The 20,574-nt window shown below is 70.7% G+C and carries 14 protein-coding genes; 8 read left to right on the top strand and 6 right to left on the bottom strand.

The window, feature by feature from the left end:
* Positions 1-20: 20 nt before the first annotated feature.
* Genes PV646_RS21610 through PV646_RS21600 form a run of 3 tightly spaced genes read left to right on the top strand, consistent with a single transcriptional unit; the run spans position 21 to position 3,993 of the window.
* The gene (locus tag PV646_RS21610) at positions 21-743 is read left to right on the top strand and encodes a hypothetical protein (RefSeq protein WP_500343973.1); all 723 of its coding nucleotides are present in this window, start codon (positions 21-23) and stop codon (positions 741-743) included.
* Positions 740-1,675: a hypothetical protein gene (locus PV646_RS21605; RefSeq protein ID WP_500343972.1), complete on the top strand. Its 936-nt coding sequence runs from the start codon at positions 740-742 to the stop codon at positions 1,673-1,675. The genes PV646_RS21610 and PV646_RS21605 overlap by 4 nt, the downstream gene beginning before the upstream one ends.
* The gene (locus PV646_RS21600; RefSeq protein WP_500343971.1) at positions 1,672-3,993 is read left to right on the top strand and encodes a hypothetical protein; all 2,322 of its coding nucleotides are present in this window, start codon (positions 1,672-1,674) and stop codon (positions 3,991-3,993) included. The genes PV646_RS21605 and PV646_RS21600 overlap by 4 nt, the downstream gene beginning before the upstream one ends.
* Here PV646_RS21600 and PV646_RS21595 read toward each other — a convergent pair.
* The 4 genes from PV646_RS21595 to fxsA form a co-directional block, all read right to left on the bottom strand.
* Positions 3,901-5,058, bottom strand: a complete 1,158-nt coding sequence (locus PV646_RS21595; RefSeq protein WP_500343970.1) for a hypothetical protein — start codon at positions 5,056-5,058, stop codon at positions 3,901-3,903. The two genes, PV646_RS21600 and PV646_RS21595, sit on opposite strands and share 93 nt — an antisense overlap.
* 65 nt (positions 5,059-5,123) lie before the next feature.
* Positions 5,124-6,068 carry a hypothetical protein gene (locus PV646_RS21590; protein WP_500343969.1) on the bottom strand — a complete coding sequence of 315 codons (945 nt, stop codon included), beginning with the start codon at positions 6,066-6,068 and terminating at the stop codon, positions 5,124-5,126.
* A 16-nt stretch (positions 6,069-6,084) separates the two neighbouring features.
* Positions 6,085-9,846 carry an FxSxx-COOH system tetratricopeptide repeat protein gene (gene fxsT, locus PV646_RS21585; protein WP_500343968.1) on the bottom strand — a complete coding sequence of 1,254 codons (3,762 nt, stop codon included), beginning with the start codon at positions 9,844-9,846 and terminating at the stop codon, positions 6,085-6,087.
* A gap of 100 nt (positions 9,847-9,946) precedes the next feature.
* Complete coding sequence (fxsA, locus tag PV646_RS21580) at positions 9,947-10,111, bottom strand: FxSxx-COOH cyclophane-containing RiPP peptide (protein ID WP_500343967.1); 165 nt, start codon at positions 10,109-10,111, stop codon at positions 9,947-9,949.
* A gap of 131 nt (positions 10,112-10,242) precedes the next feature.
* Here fxsA and PV646_RS21575 point away from each other — a divergent pair, with 131 nt between their 5' ends.
* From PV646_RS21575 to PV646_RS21565, 3 genes are all read left to right on the top strand, one after another.
* Entirely contained in the window at positions 10,243-11,355 is a 1,113-nt protein-coding gene (locus tag PV646_RS21575) for an FxsB family cyclophane-forming radical SAM/SPASM peptide maturase (protein ID WP_500343966.1), read from the top strand.
* Positions 11,352-12,473, top strand: coding sequence for an aKG-HExxH-type peptide beta-hydroxylase (locus PV646_RS21570; RefSeq protein ID WP_500343965.1), 1,122 nt, complete (start codon positions 11,352-11,354; stop codon positions 12,471-12,473). Before PV646_RS21575 ends, PV646_RS21570 begins: the two co-directional genes overlap by 4 nt.
* 342 nt (positions 12,474-12,815) lie before the next feature.
* The gene (locus PV646_RS21565; protein WP_500343964.1) at positions 12,816-15,842 is read left to right on the top strand and encodes an NACHT domain-containing protein; all 3,027 of its coding nucleotides are present in this window, start codon (positions 12,816-12,818) and stop codon (positions 15,840-15,842) included.
* Positions 15,843-15,960: 118 nt separating this feature from the next.
* Here PV646_RS21565 and PV646_RS21560 read toward each other — a convergent pair whose 3' ends face one another.
* A complete protein-coding gene (locus PV646_RS21560; protein WP_500343963.1) occupies positions 15,961-16,194 on the bottom strand; it encodes a hypothetical protein in 234 nt (77 codons plus the stop codon).
* Between PV646_RS21560 and PV646_RS21555 the strand changes: the two genes are divergently transcribed.
* Both PV646_RS21555 and PV646_RS21550 read left to right on the top strand, forming a co-directional pair.
* Entirely contained in the window at positions 16,193-18,340 is a 2,148-nt protein-coding gene (locus PV646_RS21555; RefSeq protein WP_500343962.1) for a phage tail family protein, read from the top strand. The genes PV646_RS21560 and PV646_RS21555 overlap by 2 nt on opposite strands.
* Before the next feature lie 14 nt (positions 18,341-18,354).
* On the top strand, positions 18,355-19,206 hold the full coding sequence (locus PV646_RS21550; RefSeq protein ID WP_500343961.1) for a hypothetical protein: 852 nt from the start codon (positions 18,355-18,357) through the stop codon (positions 19,204-19,206).
* 31 nt (positions 19,207-19,237) lie between these two features.
* On the opposite strand, the gene PV646_RS21545 is transcribed toward PV646_RS21550, so the two are convergent.
* Positions 19,238-20,275 (bottom strand): saccharopine dehydrogenase, encoded by a 1,038-nt coding sequence (locus PV646_RS21545; RefSeq protein ID WP_500343960.1) that lies wholly within the window; start codon positions 20,273-20,275, stop codon positions 19,238-19,240.
* Positions 20,276-20,574: the final 299 nt, after the last annotated feature.

Here is a 20,574-nt window from a genome sequence, read left to right as displayed (position 1 = left end):
AGCGGACCAGGGGGAGCGGTATGCGGGCTTTGTGGGCCGCGCAGCTCGTGCTACTGCTGTGCTCGTTCACCGTGGGCGGTTCCGCAGTCGCCATCGCGGATCCTGATGACGCGAAAGTGGCCTTCTGCCTGTCCGCCGCACAACGATCCGCGCTCAACGAGACGGCTCAGGTGCTGGATCTGCGGCCGGAGGCGGATCTGGCCGCATGGCGCAAGAACAAGACCGCGGATTTCGACCGGGCCTGTGAGGCGCTCTACGGCGCGCAGAAGACGCCGCAGCCGAGCGCGCTGACGATCGCATTGCCGTTCCTCACCGGTGTCGCCGGCGCGCTGCTCGCCTTCCTGGCCGCCGCGTGGTGGGACCGGATCAACCGCGGACGGGTGCTCGCGGACGCGTTGCGCCTGGCCGTGAAGGAGTTCCACGAGGAAGCGGTCTCCTATCTGGACGAGTGGGTCCCCTCCAAGCCGCACACCGAGCTCGACGCGAAGCGGAGCAGGCTCGAACACCAGTTGGCCGTGGTGCGCTCGGAACGCCGCTGGTGGCGGAAACCGCGACGGATGACCCTCGAGCTGACGACCGGCAGGTTCGGGCCCGACATGACGGCCGGCTGGGACGTCAGCAACGAGCAGACCAGGACCTCGCAGCAGCAGTGCGCCGAGGGGCTGACTGGCTTGCGCGAGGACCTGCTCACCGTGTCGGCGGCGCTCACCTCGCCGCTGCTGGGGTGGTGGCGCGCGCGATGACGGAACCGATAAACCCCTTCGCGGTGCAGGAGTTCGACTCGTCGGTGAAGCCGTTGCGCCCGTTCAAGTACCCCCACCACGAGCAGCTCTACGTGGACGTGGACGACAGTGCCGCGCAGTACACGAAGTTCCAGTCCGCGATGGGAAGTCTCTTCTCGCTCGTCGAGGAAGGACGGCTCGCGCTCGTGACGGGTGACTCGGGCTGCGGGAAGTCCGCGATGGTCAACCGGTGTGCCGCCTGGGTGGCGACCCGGCTGCGCGCGGACCACGGGCTCACGGCCGCGGTGGTCGACGCGACCGTCACGATCGGCAGGGCGGAGCGCATCGACGTGCAGGCCCGCATGGCCAAGGTCTCCGATCGGCTCTACGACCACGTGCGGCGCGAGAAGGTGCTCACCGCGGAGGGGCTGGCGGAGTTCAAGGAGAACCGCAAGGAACCGGACAGCGTCTATCCCAACCTCGGCGGCTGGCTGCTCCCCGACCGTGCGCTCGTGTTGCTGATGCCCCCGGTGGAGCTGGCGAGTGAAATCGTCTCCTATGCCCGGATGCTCAGCGAGAAAGTGCTGTTCATGTTCGAGTCCGAGTGGATCGACGCGAAGAGGGAGTCCTCTATCGTCGCGTCGGTGGGCAGTTTCACCATGCCGGTCACTCTGCGCGTGGGAACGCTTGTCGACGGTGACGTGAGGCGCTTCGTGGCGGCTCGGATGAACCAGAGCAAGGGTCTCGGCCGTTTTCCTCTAATGAGTGACGAAACGTCCAACGCCGCCGGTGGAAGGCTCCGATCGGTGGCGCAGTTGCAACAGAGCCTGCACAGTACCTATGAACGCCGGCGGGAAAACGGAGACAGGTACGTGAACGAGGAACAGGTGACCATCGAGGACATCGATGCGACCGCCTCCGCCATCGTGCACAAGGAATCGGGGACGTCATGAGCGGACAAGCTGCCGACCCGTCCAACCGCAACCCTTTCTCGCCCATGGCGGTCGCCCGGCTCAGTCGCTTCGGTGACGACACGGCCGCCGACATCACGGTGCCGACCGAGGCGGTGAACGCCGCGACGTCCTATCTGGACACCTACCTGGCGGCACCGGCGTCCCGTGTGGACAAGCGGCCGCCCGGCGTTGTGCTGGCCGTTCTAGGCGAGTACGGCACGGGCAAGACGCACCTCGCCCGGCACCTGCTGCGGCACATGGCGACGGCGGCGGACGACCAGGACCGCGCCATGGGCATCGAGGCCACCGGGATCGACCTCGTCGAGTCCTACCAGCGGTTCACCAGCGGCCTCGACCTCGACCGGGTGCGCAAGCGCGTCAGCGACTTCTACGCCGACGTCGTCGCCCAGGAGCTCCAGCACACCGGGCTGGCGCACCGTGCCGTGGACCTGTTGCGCGACCGGCTGGTCGAACCGCACGAGGTAGTGGAGCAGTTGCAGCTCATGGAGAGCGCCCTGCTCCGCCGGGTGCGGCAGAAGCTGTCGGACGTCACGGACAACGAGAGCTTCTGCATAGCGCTCACCCTGCTGCTGCGCCCCGGCTTCGACGCCGCGGTGTGGAGCTGGCTGACCGGCGCGGAGCCCGACCCGATCCTGGTCGAGCGCGACATCACCAAGCCCATCAAGACGGACGTGGACGTCCTCGAGGCGATGGGATTGTTCGCGCTGCTGTTCGGCGGGGAGGAACGCCGGTTCCTGCTGGTGATCGACGAGGTCCACAAGCTCTTCCCGCCCGCCCACGACCGGGACCGGGTGCTGCGGGCGTTCCAGCGCATGATGGAGGTCTTCGCCAACGCGGGTGCGTTCCTCGTCCTGTGCGGTTATCCCGAGTTCCTGGAGATGCTCGACGACAGCGTCAAAGAACGCCTCACCTACGTCATCCGGCCCGCCGGGATGAGCGCGGAGCAGGTGGTCACGTTCATCCAGGACGTCCAGGAGGCGGAGCTGCGGGTCCGGCGACTGGAGCCGTTCACGCCCGAGACCGTCGCGTACGTGGTGGAACTGACGGGCGGGCACGCGCGCAAGGTGATCCGGATGTGCCACGGGCTCTACCACCTGGTGCTGGAACGGGGCGAGTCGCGGGTCACCGCCGAACTGGTCCGCGAGGTCGCGCGCGGACAGCTGGGCGCGCTGAGCTCGGACGAGATCATCTGGCTGGCCCGCCGGGTTCTCGACGCCAACGGCTGGCCGTACCAACGCGGGTACCTCCTCTCCCTCGCCGATTCCGATTCGCGGGCGGACTTCTGGGTGAGCTTCGGCAACCGCTCCGGCGGGTGCGCCGTGCTGTTCACCGAGTCCGTCCTCACCCCGCAGGACCTCGAAGCCGTGCTGCGCAGGGTGGTCAGGGTGCGCGAGGCGAGTGGTGGCACCGAGGTCGTGCTGGTCGTGAACGGCGTGATCGAGGAAGGGCACGCCGGCGAACTGCGGGAGGCGCTCGGCACCGAACCCCTGGTGTACGCCGAACGCGGGTTCGCCGAGGACTTCCGGGCACTGGTCGCGGCGGTGACCCACCGGCATCCCGTGGAGAGCGCGGAGGATCCCATCGGAGTGGTGAACCAGCGCATCGACCAGGTGTCCCTCCAGCAGAAGAAGACCTACGAGTTCCTGGAACAGCTCGCCGACCACCTCGACGGCCTGCGTTCGTCCTCGGACCGCCAGTTCTCCTCGCTGCAGCACCAGGTGTCGTCCGTCGTGCGCGAGCAGCGCCGCCACGCGGGGGAGGAACGCCGAGGTCTCGGTGAGGAACCCGACGCGGTGCCGTCCGAAGTGGACACGCTCTTCCGCGACGCGATCGCGGTGCTGGAGGAGATCACCCAGATCGATCTCGTGCTGCGCGACGCCTTCGACGCCGACCAGCACGACGTGCTCGACGCGGTGCAACGCAGGCTGCGGTCCTCGACCGGCTACTTCGAGGCGACCGGCGTCGCCGCGCACATGGTGCTCGCGGTGCGGGCCTTCCGCGACGGGGTGGCGGCGTGGTTCCGCTCGGACGAGGCGGTCCGCTCCGTGGGCGCGCTCTCACCCCGCGCGGAGAACGCGCTCGACCAGATCTGCCAGTCCTACGACGACGTCACGGAGTTCCTGCCGTCGTTCAAGCTCGATCCCCTCGTGGCCCTGACGCCGTGGACGGCCCGCGGCAGCACGCTGGGAGACGTGGGCAAGGCGTCACGGCGTGCCAGACTGCGTGCGGCGCTCGACAACCTCAGCCCGCGCGTTCGTGGTGCCGCCGTGCGGTCCCTGCTCGGGAGTGAGGCCTGACCTCTCCCACGCGGGAGGCCGGAAATGGTCCCACAGCCCGTTGCAGAAGGCGTTGAGCAGGTTCACGACGACGATGGCCGGTGCGATGATCGCGACGGCCCCGGGGAAGTCGGGCTCCAGCAGCAACGCCAGGATGATCGCGGTGAGGCCGTTCTGCTGGCCCAGCGCGAGCCGGACCCGGTCGCCGCGCCACCGCCGCGGGGTCGTCAGGGCGAACCCCGTCACCACCTGGGCGGCGTAGGCGGCGATCCCGAGCACGAGGCCGATGAGCAGCCACCGCGCTTCGTCGACGACCAGCACCAGCCCCATGGCGACACACCCCGCGTAAAGGGCGAACTGCGTCGCGCCGTCGACGAACCGGCCGAGCGGCGGGCGGAAGAACAGGCCGATCAGGGCGAGCGCCAGCAGCAGTCCCTGCGTCACCGCGAGGAACGCCACCACGAGCACCACGAAACCCAGGACACCGTTGGCGAACAGCTGCCACCCCGCGCTCAACCGCAGGCGCTGGAATCCCTTCCAGACGAGGAATGCGACGCCCGCCAGCACCACGTTCCACAGCAGGTTCACCAAGAAGGCGCTCAGCCCCGCCGACATCACCACCGCGCCGTTGCTCGCGTGCAGTGCGAGAGCGGTGAAGTACACCGTGAGCAGCACGGTGATCGGATCGTCGAACGAGGCCCACGCGCTCAGCAAAGCCTTGGCAGAAGGGGACATCTTCGACTTCGACCGCATCGCCGCCACCGACAGCGGGTCGATCTGCGCGACCGCGATGCCGAACACGAGCAGCCGAGGATCGCGGAACACCAGGTACACGACCCCGGCGATCATCACGGCCTTGGCGAGCACCCCGAGCGTCACCGCCAGCAGCACGGTGCCGAGTTGGTCGCGGAACTCCGCGATCTCGATACCGCGCGTGCTGGCGTACAACCCGAATCCGAGCAACGCCGTCACGAAGTAGCGGTAGAGGGTGGACGACTCGGCGCCCTCCAGTTGCGCGACGTGGGCGATCACCCAGCCGGCGCCGAGCGAGGAGAGGAGTGCGACGGCACGCCACAAGGCGGTCATCCAGGCCCCCTCACCTCGGGGAACCCAGGGTAGCGAGGTCGTGCGGGCCTCAACAACCGCCGTGTTCACGACATCAACTCGATCGCGAGCGCGGCCAGCCGGTCGTCCGCGCCACTGACACGCGCCTGGTTGATCGTGACACCGGCCAGATAGCTGCCGGTGCTCAGCCGGTAGTAGTAAACGGCGCCCTGTTCGACGTCCAGCACCAGCCGCATCAGCAGCCCGCCGGGCGCGCTGCCCGCAACCAGGCGGTTGAACCTGCGTGCGACGGTTCCGAGCTCCTGGCTGAACCCGCGGTAGAACGTCCGGCGGGCCTCGACCGTCATCTGGGTGAAGAACGGCGCGATCGACGGGTGACCGAACTGGTCCACCTCCGCCAGCACCGCCCCGTCCGCGCAGTACGCGACGTAGTGGAGGTCTTCGTGCCGCACCGCCGCCCGGCACGCGGCCAGGACCCGGTCTGGCACCTCGGCGGTCACCTCGACGAGGGGTTCCCGCGCGGGCTCGATGGACGTCAGGGCCTCCACCTCGTCCTCGGACGACCAGCCGCCGGGGTTCTGCGAGTGCAGGCTGATCCTGGCTCGCAGTCCCGTCACGAGCTCGGACACGGCGTGGTCCGCGGTGCGCACGTCGGAAGCCGCCGACAACGGCTCGCCCTCGCGTCGCTCCGACAGGCACACGCCGACCACGAACTCCCGCGGTACGACGGTCTCGCAGATCACCGCGCCTCGTTCGGTGTGCGCGACGATGCGGATCAGCGAGCCGGTCCGCGCCGCCTGCAGCGACTGTTCCATCTCGTTGACGACGAACCCCAGGCGCCTGCCCAGGCTCTGCAACGACTTCAGGTGGGCGGTGTCTTCGAGCGTGTTGACGGAGAAGTCGTACACGCCCCGGCTGTAGTGGGCGACGTGGGCGAGCGACTGGGTCTTGCGCACGACGTCCCGGCACGCCGACACGGTCTCCCTGAACTCCTCGCCCAGGTGGTCCGCTCGGTCCTCACGCGGTTCCACGAGCGGCTCCTCCGGATCAGGTCTGGGGGATGTCGACATGGATGTCCTTCCAACGGGCGTCCGTCCGGGGGAGTGCGCCCGCGACGACGCCGAGGTTCCTGGTGGTGACGATCGTGACCGGGTGCCGGGCGCCGAAGTAGTCGAGGCTGTCTCGTCTGACCGCGGTCAGGAGTTCCTTGGCCTCGGCCGTCCGCCCGAGCTCGGCGGCCGCCCGCGCCCGCGCCACGACGGCGGCCATCGTCCACGGGTGGTCGGCGCCGAGTCCGTCGCGCAGGACGTCCTCCGCGGCCAGCACCTCGGTCTCGCCCTCCGCCTGCTCGCCGGACGCGCGCAGTGCGCACCCCAGGCACAGCCGGGCGATCCCGAGGAACGGGTGGTCCGGCGCTCGTGCGGCGAGCAGTGCGGTGATCACCTGACGTGCCAGCACGACCGCGCCGGCGGGGTCGTTCGCCATGCGGAGGTCGTTCGCGAGGCTGAGCGTGCACGCGATCGTGGTCGGGTGGTCCGGACCCTCCACCTCGCGGAGCCCGCTGAGCGCGCGGCGGCTGCGGATCTGCGCCGCCCTGGGGTTGCCGCTCAGGCGCTGGGCGATGCCGAGCTGCCACCGGGTGGCGAGCTCGTCGCGGTCGGGCCACTTCTCGTTGCTTCTGTTGATCTCCTGCAACTTCTCCCGCGCCGTCTGCAGCGTCGCGAGCGCCTCCTCGTAGGACCCGAGTTCACGCAGGAAGATGCCGATCTTCGTCTGGGACCACCGGGTGCGCCTGTCGTCGGGACCGAACAACCGGCGCAGCCGCCGGATGTTGTCGCGTTCCAGGGACAGCGCGCCCGTCGCGTCGCCCGCGAGGTAACGGGAGTGCGCCAGGTTGTTCGCCGCGCGCCGGGTCTCGGGGTGGTCGTCGCCGAAGATCTCGCGGGAGCCCTCCCAGGTCGCGGTGTCCTCGTCGAGCGCCTCGGCGAAGTACCCGAGGCCCCTCAGGTCACCGCCCTTGCCGCGTGCGGTGATCAGGGTCTGCGGATGGGTGAGGTCGAGCGAGCGGCGCTGGTGCACCAGGGCGCCCTCGTCCAGTGCCAGCGCGGTCTCGTCGTTGCCCTGCCGGCGTTCGACGTTGGCGAGCTGGGTCGCGAGCCTGTTGCGCAGCGGGTCCTGCGCGCCGAACCTCCGGGTCCAGTCGGCCAGCAGTCGGTGGGCGGGCTCGGTCGACGCGAGGCTGATGTTCACCCCACCGTCGGTGTAGAGGAACCTCAGCTGGTTCACGAGCCAGCGCCGCACCAGCGGGTCGTCGCTGCCCAGGGCTCCGGACACGAAGACGTGCTTCTGCAGTTCGACGTACTTCGCGGCCCGCGTCGGCAGGGTCTGCTCCTCGACCTCGATGGGTGCGTACGCGGCGAGCACGCCCAGCACGCACGCCTGGTGCCGGGCACGTTCGTCCGGTGTCATCGCTTCCTGCAGCACCTTCTGCACGACCCGGTGGATCCGCAGGCTGGTGTCGAAGCCCCAGTCGACGCGGAACAGACCGAACCGGGCGCCGATCCAGAGCGCCCGGTCGACCTCCCAGGAGTCGAGCGCGAGCGGCGCGGCGTCCGCTCCACCGGCGCGCACCAGGGCGTCGATCATCGTGGACGACCGGATCAGCCGCAGGTCGATGCCCTGGGTGGACAGGAACGAGCAGAGCTGCGCCAGCAGGAGCGCGTTGCGGCCCGTCGGGGTGCCGCGCAACGCCTCCACGAGCACGCCGACCACACGGGGGACGACGTCCGCGCCGCCGGCCTCGTCCTCGCTCATCCGATCGAGGAACGTTTGCGCGGCCCAAGCGGCGGCGTCGTGGTCGGACGGCGCTCCCGCCCTGCGTTGCGCGCCGATCGCCTCCCTGAGCCAGCCCGCCGCGAGGTGCAGGGCGAGCGGTAGGTGGCCGGCCGCGGCGGCGACCTGCTCGGCCGCGGGGACGTTGATCCCCTGCACCCGTTCGAGCAGCAACCGCACGCTGTCGCTGACCGGCAGCGTGCCGATCGTCACGTCGGCCGCGGGGGAGGACGCGGAGGTGATCACGACGTGGCCGGGGCCGCCGTCCGGCAGCAGGCCCTCGATCGCGCCTGCGTCCTCCACGTTGTCGTACACCAGCAACCAGCTCTGGTAGGCCAGGCCGGAGGCGAGCACCTCCAGCGCGCCGGTGGTGCCGTACTCGGTCGACTGGAAGTCGGCGGAGTCCTCCTCGCGCATCCGGTCCGCGAGCTGGGCGAGGCTCACGAGCACGGACTCGCGGTCGTGCGCGGGGATCCACCAGATCAGGTCGTAGTCGCCGGTGAACCGGTAGACGTACTCCAGCGCGAGGTCGCTCTTGCCGATGCCCGCCGGGCCGCCCAGCGTGGTGACGCGCGATTTCAGCACCTGGTCGCGCAACTGTTCGAGGTCGGCGTCCCTGCCGACGAACCGCGGGTGCCTGCGCGGCCTCCTGCGCACCGACGGCGTGCGGGCGGGGAACCGGAGGGGTTCGGCGCCGGGTTCGTCCGGGCGGTCGACGAGGCGCAGGCGCGTGAGCAGCCGGCGTCGTGCCGCCGCCTCGTCCAGCCCGGCCACTCCGAACCGCCGCGGGCCGTCGGCCGCGGTCGCGGCCTGCTCGACGAGCATCCACATCGCCCTGTCCGGCACGGTGTCCGGCAGCCAGGCGGGCGCGGAGCCGTTCGCCGCGGCCGGTCCGGTCGTCGAATCGACGACCAGGACGTCCACGGCCGCGTCGTCGAGCCAGCCCGGTTCCTCGCGGGGGAACGCCGCCCTGGCGCCGACGCGTTCCAGCATGCTGCGGACCCAGTCCGCCCACGCCCGGTCGCGGGGCGCGTAGACGACCAGGACCTGGTCGGGTTCGGTGCTCGTGACGAGGCCGAAGCCGCGCCGGTAGCGCTGCTGGAGCGCCCTGGCGACCCGCGGCACCCTGGCCACCTCGCCCGCGGTGATCGCTTCGGCGAGTCTTCCGTACTGCCTCAGGAGTTCGGACTCGGTCTCCGCGCCGTCGTCCTCGGCGAGCACCGTCAGCAGCGGGTCGAACGCCTCGTACGGCTGGTAGGGGATCTCGATCGCCGGATCGCCCTCGACGCGCGGGGTCTGGTTCGCGAGCAACGCGGTGAACGCCGAGCGGATCTGCGTCCGGCTGCGGTCCGCGCGCGAGGAGGAACGACTGTCGAACATGGTCGCCACCGGCACCAGGTGGGGGAGGGAGACAGCCTGCTGCAGGAACCGCCTCGCGAGCCTGCCCGCCTGTTCGATCGCGCCGGAGTTGGGCACGAAGCACACCGCGACCACGTCCGCGATCGAGGAGATCAACGCCAGCGCCGCCTCCGTCTCGCTCGTCGGCGCGTCGACCAGGACCACGTCGTACGGCTCGGCGTGCAGCCGGTCGCGCAGGTCCTTCGCGCCCGCGTCGGACGGCGACTCGACGCCGGACGCGCGCCCGGAGCCGTCCGGTCCGGCCGGGGCGAACACGTCGACGTACCCGCCGGCGCCGGGCACGGCGTAGCGGTCGAGGTGGAACGGCGTGGTCAGGTCCGCGACGTCGTAAGCGGTCGCGAGCAGACGTCCGGTCTCGTCGGACAGCAGCACCCGCTCGAGGTGGAACGGCTCCAGGAACTGCGGCACGCGCGGCGGTTCGGAGCCCCAGTCGACGACCAGGACCCGCTTGCCCGCGCTGGACAGCACCCACGCCAGGTTCGCCACCGTGCTCGTCCGGCCGGCGCCACCTGATGCCGACACGAAGGCGGCGATGGTGGGTCTCGGTGCGTTGCTCATCACGACTCCAGGTCGCCGTAGCCCGTCAGGCAATTACGTGTACGGCTTTCCTCACGACAAAAAGGGTTCGAGGTTCACTCGAATGGCGGAACTTTGGGTTCTACAACGCGCTCTGAAACGCCGCGTATTGGTGCTCCTCGGGGTTCTGGGTGAGTATCCGGCGCAGCGACGCCCGCAGGGCGGAGTCGGGCATCGCGTCGACTTCCGACAAGTTCAGGTGCGTGACGTCGAGAAGCTCCGACTCCAGGAAGTCGTCATCGGTCATGCTCGTGCTCCTTCCCCCCGTGCATGAGACCGGAATCCCATCGTAGTGTCCCCGGGCGCAATATGAGGAATACGCCGATCAGAGCACCTGCGCCTGGACGAATCGTGTTTCATTGTGTCGGGAGGTATGCCGTGACGCTGCCGTTTCGTCAGTTCGTGCTGAAGCTGCACAGCCGGTGCAACCTCGGTTGTGATCACTGCTACCTCTACGAGATGGCGGACCAGCGCTGGCGCTCCCGGCCTCGGGTGATGACGCCGGCGATCGTCGAACAGGCGGCCGGACGCATCGGGGAGCACGCGCGGACGTGGGGTCTGGAGTCGGTGGACGTCGTGCTGCACGGCGGCGAGCCGCTGCTGGCGGGCCCGGAGATGATCAGGCACGTGGTGGGCGCGGTGCGCGCCGCGGTGCCCGCGCGGTTCAGCCTGCAGACCAACGGCACGTTGCTCGACCAGCGGTACCTGGAGCTCTTCGCCGAGCTGGGCGTCCGGGTGAGCGTCAGCGTCGACGGCGACGCCGAGGCGCACGACCGGCACCGGGTCCGACCCGACGGGCGGGGCAGTTTCGCGCAGGTCAGCCGAGGTGTGGAGCTGCTGCGCGGGCAGTCCTTCTACGGGGGCCTGCTGTGCACGGTGGACCTGCGCAACGACCCGGTGCGGACCTACGAGGCCCTGCTGGAGTTCGACCCGCCCATGATCGACTTCCTGCTGCCGCACGGCAACTGGAGCGCGCCGCCCCCTCGTCGGGCTCCTGGCGGGCCTGCCTCCTACGGCGCGTGGCTCGCATCGGTGTTCGACCGCTGGTACTCCGCGACGCGGCGCGAGACCGGGGTGAGGATCTTCGAGGAGATCGTCAACGTGCTGCTCGGGGGCGCCTCCGCGGTGGAGGGCATAGGGCTGAGCCCTGCGCTGATGGTGGTCGTGGAAACCGATGGGACGATCGAGCAGTCGGACATCCTCGCGTCCGCCTTCGAAGGCGCGGGCAGTACCGGCCTGGACGTCGGCTCCGCCTCGTTCGACCAGGTCCTGGCGTTGCCGGAGATCAGTGCGAGGCAGGCTGGGGCGGCCGGGTTGTGCGCGACCTGCCGGTCGTGCCGGCTCCACGAGGTCTGCGGCGGCGGACTGCGGGCGCACCGGTATCGCGAGGGTGCGGGCTTCGACCACCCGTCGGTGTACTGCCCGGATCTCACGCACCTCATCGGTCACGTGCGGACCAGACTGGCCAGGGACCTGGCGGCGATCCGGTGAGGCCGTTGCGGCTGTCCCGCGCGGACTTCACCGCCCTGTCGCACGGTGGCGGCGGCGAGTCCGTCGCGCGCACGCTCGTGCTGGCCCGCCGCAGCCGCACGCTGCAGCTGGTCCGGCTCGCGTCCCGGCGCTCACCGCTCGCGCAGGAGGCGTTCGACCTGCTGAAAGACCTTCCTCCAGCGGCCGTGGGCCGGGTGCTGGACCACCCGCGGGTCGCCGACTGGGCGACCCGCGCGGTCATCGGCCGAGGTTCGCCCGCACGGCTCGCGAACGTCGCGGCCGCGGCGGCGATCGTCGCGGGCCGGCCGGTCTCGGTCCGGCTGGAACCCACCGAGCAGTTGGTGCTGCCGTCGCTGGGAGTCGGCGGACCGGTGTCCGGCCGAGTCGCCGTCGACTCGCTCGACTGGGAGCCGACCGCGCGCGTCGAGGTGGACGCAGGGGTGTCGTTCGAGTTGGACCTGTGGCGGGCGGGCTCCCCACCAGCGGAGATGCGGATCGCGGACGTCGTGGACGTGGCCGAGTGGCAGGACGTGCTCACCTCGGCCTGGACCTGCCTGCGACAGGACCACCCGCAGGTAGCGGCCGAGTTCGCGGCGGCCGTCGGCGTGCTGACGCCACTGAGGTCGTCGCGGCGAGGAGTCAACAGCGCCACGGTCGCCGACGCGTTCGGGTGCGTGTTCCTCTCACTCGGCCACGACGTGAAGGCCGTGGCCGTCACGCTGGCCCACGAGCTCCAACACCAGAAGCTCGTAGTGCTGATGGACCTCTTCGCGCTGGTGGAAGCCGACACCGGCGCCCGCTTCTACGCCCCCTGGCGGGAGGACCCCCGCCCGCTGGCCGGCCTGCTGCACGGCGTGTACGCGCATCTCGGCGTGGCGGGATTCCACCGGCGGGCCGGCCAGGAGACCGACTTCGCCCGGTGGCGGGCCGCCGCGCTGACGGCAGCGACCTCGATGCTGGAAAGCGACGACCTGACCGTTCTGGGCCGTGACTTCGTGATGGGAATGGTGTCCGTGCTGACCCGGTGGGGTTCTGAGCCGGTCGGCGCGGCGGCCGTAACCGAGGCCAATCGACTTGCTGCCGAACATCGCGCCCGGTGGATCGCCAGGAATCTGTGACCCGCCGGAGACCGCGGTTCTCCGTCGTTTCTGGTGATGTGTGTTTGTTTGGCCGAGAAATGTCCAGAAAATGTCAGAGTTCTCGGTGTCCGGCGCGGAGTTTGACCGCTCGGCTGGAATATCTGGACTCGCGCCGTGGAAATGGAGGTGGTTGTAGGCGCAAAGTGCGGAGCAGCGCATCCGCCTCGTCGTCGAACTTCCGGCGGGAGTGCTCTGCTCGATGCGGTCGAGCATGTCGAGCGGCCGCCGTCCACGTGCGTAACACCTCCCGCCGTCCGGCGAAATACATCGCAGGGCAACGGCTGGAAGGCATGCGTGACTGGTCGGCGGCGAGGCAGGTCGGTGCGGGGGTGGCTGCCGTGGTGCCTGGCTGCCGCGGGGCTGGCGGTGGCCGCGTACTTCCTGTTCTTCGCCGACGCCGGACTCCAGGACCAGCTGGACAAGACCAGCAGCCCGATAGGAGCTGTCGCAGGCATCGCGTCGTTCGTTGCCGCCATCCTCATAGCGCGCAGCCAGCAGAGCGTTTCCGAGGACTCGGCGCGCCTTGCTCTCGCCCGGAAGTTGCACAAGACGTGGACGCGGGAGGCCGAAGGGCGCGAAGTGCGCAACCCGTGGCCGATCCGGGTCCGGTTGGCCCCCACCTCGCGCTTCGTCGCGGCGAAGAGTCCGCAGGCGGACTTCTTGGCCGGTGAGGTCACCGAGGTCGCCGTCAAGTACCTCGCGCTGCCCCATCGGCAGCTGGTCGTTCTCGGCGCGCCCGGTGCGGGCAAGAGCGTCCTGGTGCTGCTGCTGGTTCTTGATCTGCTGGAGCGGCACCAGGACGAACCGGTCCCGGTGCCGCTGTCGATCGAGTCGTGGAACCCCGCGACGGAGGACGTCGCCGAGTTCGTGACCCGCCGCCTCCGAGAGGACCACCCTGCGCTCCGGAAGCGCTCAGGCGAGACCGACCTGGCGGAAGTGCTGGTCACCGCCGGACATGTGCTGCCGGTGCTCGACGGTCTCGACGAGATGCCCGCAGACCGTCGCGCACCGGCGCTGCGCCGCCTGCACGCCCTCACGTCGGCTCGGCGGCCGTTCGTCCTCACCAGCAGGGCCTCCGAGTACGAGCACGCCGTGGAGTCCAGTGGCGCGGGACTGACTTTGGCCGAGGTGGTGGAACTCGAGCCGGTCACGCCCGCCGAGGCTGCCGACTACCTCCGCCAGGACGTCCCCGTCACCCGGTGGGAGCCGGTGCTCGACGCACTGGCCACGACCGGCCCGGTGGTCGAGGCGTTCTCGTCCCCGCTGACGATCTCCGTGGCCCGCATCGTCTACCGCAGCGGCGGCAACCCGGCGGAGCTGCTGACCCTGCGCGACAAGACCGCCGTGGTCGACCGGCTCATGGGCGCGTTCGTGGCCGCCACCTTCCAGGACCGCCCGAAGGCCGGACGCTGGTTGGGCAACCTGGCGTACATGCTCTACCGGACGGGCACCAGGGACCTCACCTGGCGTCTGTTCGATCCTGACGGCCGCGGCATCTGGATCAACGGCGCAGGCGAAGTCGCGTCCACGATCGCAACCGCGATCGGGCTCGCCGCGATGGTCTCGGCATTGCAGCTCGATGCACGGCATTGGGCCCAGACAGCCACTTTCAGTTCCGTACTCGGTGGCGGACTTGCTTTCATGATCGTCCGGAACGCGACTGCTTTGCGATCACCGCGAAGGACCGTCGCAGGAGGAACGGCCGTGGCGATCGCGGCCTGGGGCGTGGTCGCAGGTCTCGCCGCCTTGATCGCTTTCCTCTCGGGAGCGCCGGCCGCGTCCGCGTTGCAGCACAGCGTCACCTTCTCCTTCGGCGTCTTCTGGATCGTCTTCGGCTTCCAGTGCCGACATGTCCTGTTGCAGCTGATCGGTCAGACGGTCATGGCTCTCCACGGGAAGCTGCCGTTGTGCCTCAACCGGTTCCTGCGGCTGGCCCACCGCCGAGGGGTGCTGCGCTCGACCGGCGAGACATGGCAGTTCCGCCACGCGTTGCTGCAGGACCACCTCGCACGGCAGGTCAGGATCCAGGACCTCGGGCGCCACGACGGCGACACCGAACTTCTCGTGGCGATGCTGGCAACGCGGGATCGCGAAGCACTGCGCACGCGGGCCGACTCCCGGTGCCTCGTCGCCAGTCGCCGGTACGCCGCACTGCTCGCGGCGAACGGCCTGTACGACGAACTCGCCGCGAGGGCCGGACGCGACGTCGCGGCCCGCTTCCGGCTCATCCGCGTCCTGCGGGAGAGGGGCGACGTGGAGGGCCTGGCCCAGTGGACCGGGGCGGAGTCGGACATCGCCCGAGCGGAGGTCCTGGCCGCGCAGGGCGACACCGAGGCGGCGAAGGCGCTCCTGAGGCCACTGCGCGGCGCTGCTGCGGGGCTGCTGCTGGCGGAACTCCAGGCTGCCGACGGCGATTTCGAAGGCGCATTCGCCACGCTGACCCCGAACCTCGCGAGGACCACGCTGTACGTGGACCTGCTCGCGGCGACCAAACGCTACGACGATCTTTGGAAGGTCACCAGTCATCCCGGACGCGCCGCGCGTCTGGCGAGCACACACGTCCCCGACGTCGACCCGGAAACAAAGCTCTACCCGTATGGCCGGAGGTTCTCGTCCTCCGAGGTAGCCAGGCTTGCCCGCCGTCACTACGCGCACCACCTGGCGTTCAGCGGCGAGATCGCCGCAGTGGCGAGCTGGGTGGAATCTCGGGACTCCGCCGATGCCAGGCCTGCCTTCGCCGCCTGGCTCCGCGTGGAGGGCCGGTTCGACCTGCTCCGTGCCCGCGCCGACGACGGTGACCGCTGCGCGGTGAACGAACTGTGGCACCACGGGCCGCGCGCGTGCGCGCCGGAGAAGAAGGCCGAGGCGTTCGAGGGGAACACCGTGGCGGCCAAGCTCTACGCACTGGGGCTGACCGACCAGAACGAGGTCACCGAGCTGCTCCGGGCGCTGGCGAAGACCGTTTACAGCACCGACGAGCCGCGCATGCGGGACATCGCCGACATCATGGCGCGCTTCGGCCGCCTGGACAGCCTTCGCGCCCGCGCCGACGCCGGGGACCTCTACGCCGCGACCCTCCTGACCGACCAGCTGATCGCCGTCGGGCGCGTTGCCGAGGCGGAGGAGTTCCTCCGGGAGCGGTTCGCGGCGGGCGACATCGGGTCCCCTGAGCGGCTGGTGGACTTCCTCGCCGCTCAGCACGACCGCGCCGGGCTGAGAGCACTGGTGAGGACCGGCGACGACCATGCCGCCCGCCACCTGGCGTTGCTGGGCGACCCGGACGACGTGGCGTGGGTGGCCTCGATCGGTGCCTGCGAACGCCGTCCTTTTTGGAGTCTGCCCGACTAGCTGCTTCGACGGGACGGGGTGTGGACCTCGCGTGCGGGCGCGACGTCAAACGGTTCGTTGTGGTGCTTCTCGAACGTCGTGTCGGTTGGCAACGCCGCGGCGACTTGTCGAGGCCCGTTCAGTCCGTCGCCAACCGGTAGACGCCGCGGTCCACGCGTTCCAGGTCGTCGTAGGTGACGGAGGCATGGCCGGGGTGGGCGGACGTGCTCGCAACCGCAAGCGCCCACTTCTCCCACTCGGAACCCAGTGCCCGCTCGGGCAGTCGCTTCTGCCCGAGCGGTGGCCGTCGCGGGCTGTTCGGGCCGGCCGCCGGGAAGGCATCGTGGTCGGTGGCGTGACGGAGGGCAGCCATGGCCATGACGAGGCAGGGCGAGACCGAGAAGGTCGACGCTCCGGCGCGTGAACGCACCCACCGGGTCGCTCCCGCGCTCCCCGGTGGTCCCCGCGGCAGACTTCTTGCCCTGCAACGGTCCGCAGGCAACGCGGCGGTCCAGCGGTTGCTCGAGCCCGCTGCCCCCGCACCCGCCGCCGACCACGAAGCGCCTGCCGGGGAGTCCGCCGAGTTGCCGGAGTCCGTCGCCGGGCAGGCCGCCGCGATCGACGCGGACACCCGGACGTCCATCACGGCCGTGCGCGCCGCCTCTCAGGCCCGCCGCGCCGAGTTGGCGGCGCAGGAAGTCCAGGCGGGCCAAGGCATCGACGCCGGGTTCGGCGGGGCCGTCGGACGGGTGGGTGCTTCCGTGGACGGGGCCATCGGGCAGGCTGCGGCGTGGTTGCGCGGTACCGCCGGGTCGGTCGTCGGCACGGTGACCGGGCTCGCCTCGGGTACGGCGGGGCTGGTCGCGGGTACGGCGGCGCGGATGCGTTCTGGTGCCGCCTCGGCGCGGTCCATGGTGACCAACACGGTGGGGCGGGTCGCGTCCGGTGTGCTGTCGTTCGCCAGGGCGTTGCCGATTCCGAACCTTCCCGGCGTCGGCAGGTTGCGGGCCTGGGTGCTGGGCGCGGCCGAACGGGTCGCGGGACGTGTGCGGTCCGCGGTCTCGCAGGTGACGGGGTTCCTCTCCAGTGTCGTCAGCGAGACGGCCGGGCTGGTGGAGCAGGTCGCGCGGACGGCTCAGGGCGCCATCGTGCGGGTCGGTGACGCGGTCCGGTCCATGGTCGAACGGGGCATCGACGCGATCTCCGGCGCGCTGCGGCGGGTCGTCCGCGGCGTTACCTCGGCGTTGAGGTCGGCCTGGACGTCGGGGAAGAGCGCGGTGCGCAAGCTGTTCGGCGAGTCGGCGGGGCACGTCACGGCCGTCGAACGTGGTGCTGTCGCGCGCATCGAGGCGAACCGCGCCGACGGGCTGGCCAACCTCGACGTCGGCGGTGACCCTGCGACCGACGTCGAGGAGGTCGCGCACGTCGGCGCCGAGAACTCCGCCACGGTCGCCCAGGCGGCGGCCGCGCAGAGCGGGATCCTGGCCGCGACCCGTGCGTCGGCGAGCGAGTACGCGAACCGCCTGCGCGAGGGGATCGCCGCGGTCGGGCAGAAGGTGGGCTCGATCGCCGCCGACGTGTTCGCGAAGGTGCGCGAGGCCGTGACAGCGGTGGTGCGGCAGGCACTCGACGTGGTGCGCGGCTACGCCACGAAGGTCTCCCAGGCGTTGCGGGACATCGCCTCGACCGTGCTGGACCTCGTCCGTGCCCCGGTCACCGCGCTGGCCGACGCCGGACGGTCCGTTGTGGACGGTGCCAGGTCACTTCTGCGGTCCGTCGCGGGCAGGATCCGCGAGTTCCTGACGGGCGGTGGTGGCGGCGGGCAGAACGACGCCGCCGTGACCGCGCCGCTGGAGGGCTTCACCACGGCACGGCTGCGGTCGGCCGCGCGGATGGCCTCACCGCCCGCCGCGGCCGCCGCGATCGCCATCCCGATCGCCGCCGGGGTCTCGATCGCGACGGTCCTGTGGTGGCTGGGCATCGTGCTGCTGGTCATCGCCGTGATCGTGCTGCTCTACCTGCTCATCAAGGAGATCGCGAAGGCCAAGCCCAAGCCCGTGCCCCGCGAGGGTGAACGGGAGAGAGCGCGGCGCAGGCGGAAGCGCAGCAAGAAGCCGTTCCGCTGGAACCTCCGTTTCCGGGGCGGCACCCTGGACTGGAACGGGAAGCTGGGCGGGGGCGGGCATCCCATCCACGGGCACCACTCGTGGCCGAAGTACGTCGGCGGAGCGTTCGACCAGCCGTTGATGAACGTGCGGCACGACATCCACCTGCACGTCATCCATCCCGAGCTGCACGTGGACATCGCGGCGTTCGCGGCCACCAAGAAGTTCGTGGTGGTGCCGAACGCGGTGGCGGTCGCGTTCATCGCGCACCTGCGCGCGAACCCCGGCGACAAGGCCCAGTTCGCCGCCGTGATGCTCGCCTACTACCTCCTGCTGCACACCCAGACCGATCCGGGAATCCCGCCGGGCGCCTACGGTGCCGGCATCGGAGACTCGGCGGTGAAACTCGTCTGACGGAGAGGGGACCGATGAGGCGCACGTGGTCCGTGGCGGTGGCCCGCGACGACCGGCTGGACGTGGACTGGCAGCACGTCGGCCACGTCCTGGGCTCCTGGGCGGACCGGGGGGCCGCGCTCTCCCCGATCGGCGAGGTGATGTGGCTGGCGGACACCGGTTCCGCCGAGGTCGCCGATGCGCTGGCGGACGCGGTGGCAGCACTCGGTCTGACACCGCTGCGGTCGTCGGGAACCGTCTTCGAGGACCAGGACTACGCCACGGCCGACTACGTCGGGGTCACCGGCGCCGACCTGTCCCTCGCCCCGCCGTTCGTGCTCGGTGAACCCTTCCGCGACGACCCTCCGTGCCCCGAGTGCGGCCACCACGACGCCTTCGACGTCACCAGGGTGCGGCCGATCCGCATCGACGAGTCCCTGCTCGACGCGCCCGCTCCCGGCGGCGCACGCCCCGGTCCGAACGGCTGGGAGGTCGTGAACCTCCCGGACGGCGGCCTCCTGCTGTCGGCGCGACTCATCTCCGCACTGCGCGAGGTCACGGATGGACTGGTCGTCGAGGACGTCCTGGACGCGCACGGCGAGAAGTCGGTCCGCATGGCCGCGCTGCGTGCCGCAGTCGCCGTTCTGGCCCCATGCCCGCGCCACACGCGCTTCGAGGGCGAGCCGCCGTGTCCGTTGTGCGGCACGGCGCGGAGCTCCGTCGACGGCTGCTTGCAGGTGCCGCGCAGCGTGGCCGGCACGGCCGGCGTGGTGTCCCGGCATCCCCACCGCGCGGCGCTGCTGTACGTGAGCCAGGCCGTGTTCGCGGTCCTGAAGGACGTTCCCGGTGTGCGCCGGGGTGATCCCGTCGGGGTGTGCGAGGACTGAAGGCACCGTCAGATGCGCGGGACGAGCCTGGTCACAGCGAGGCCTCCTTGATCGACGCGACGGTGTCGTGGAACAGCCGCTCAGCGCGCTGCCACGGCGAGGTCGCCCGCGGCAGGTCCCGCAGCAGGGGCAGCAGGTCGGTGGAGAACGCGTCGGTGGCCTCCAGCGGCACCAGCGACGGGAGGTTGTCGATGGCGATGAGGTCCAGCGGCGGCTCGTCGCGCAGCGCTCGCGCGGGCCGGTCCCAGGTCGTCGTGCGGTCGTAGATCGGCAGGACGTTGAACGGCGAGCCGACGTCGCACGTCACGTCGCACACGGTCCGCAGGACGCGGCCGGGCTCGTCGAGGTCGGAGGGCCGCAGGAACGGCGGCACGGGCTTGGACGTCAGCACCGCGTTGACCATGACCTCGTGCCGCAGCAGCGCGGCCCGGTCCAGGTCGCGCGTCTCGGCGAGGTCCCACCGCGTCGGGGTGACACCCGCCGCCGTCAGCGCCCGGTCCGCTCCTTGCCCGCACCGTCCCAGCGCGCCGACCACCACCGCGGTCAACGGGTCGCCGCCGGCCAGCGCCGCGTCCAGTTCCGGCACGGACGTGGGCCGCAGCGGCGCGTCGAGCGTGCCGCGGTGGTGCAGCACGGCCAGCGCCGCGCCGACGTACCCCGCCCAGTAGCCGAACGCCGCCAGTCGTCGACCCGAGTCGTCGGTGAGGTACTCCAGGTCGAGCAGCACACCGCCGCCCGCGTCGAACCGGCGCAGCAGCCGTTCCGCGCCCTCCTGCTTCTTGTAGGCGTGTCCGAAGAGCACGTGCCGGTGCCGCAGCAGGGGAGGATCCTCCGGCAGTTCCTTCAGCCCGACGACCACGGCGTCCTGCGGCGCGTCGACCCAGCTGCCCGCCTCGGCCACCGTGCACCCCGCGGCGGCGTAGTCCTCGATCGGGTGCACGCGTTGCGCGGACTCCTCGACCGTCACGGCGAATCCCTCGCGCACGAGCGAGGCGGCGTCGGCGGGCGTGATCGGCGCGCGGCGCTCGGTGACCCGTACCTCGCCGCGCATCCACAGTTTGACCGTCATGCCGGGAACGGTAGTCGTAGCGCCTGATCATCTGCTGGACACGACTTCCGCCGGGACCCGGTGTGCGGCCGGGCGGCGTTGATCGCGTGTTCAAGGTCCCGGGTTCCCGCCGGACGGTCCGGCAACAACCCTCCACATCGGACTGCGGGTGCGCGTCGCCGTTCCCGGCGAGGCCTTGCGCACTCGGTCGGCGGGGCGTCCGAGCAGCGCTGACCTCTCGAGCGGTGACAGGTGCGCGGTGAGGGCACTGTGCCCCGACCTTATGGCCAATTGGTATGTACCACTTGCCGCGATCCTCG

It is taken from the genome of Streptomyces sp. ID05-26A (genome assembly GCF_033794685.1).
GTDB lineage: Bacteria > Actinomycetota > Actinomycetes > Mycobacteriales > Pseudonocardiaceae > Lentzea.
This window is presented reverse-complemented; position numbering and strand designations above follow the sequence as displayed.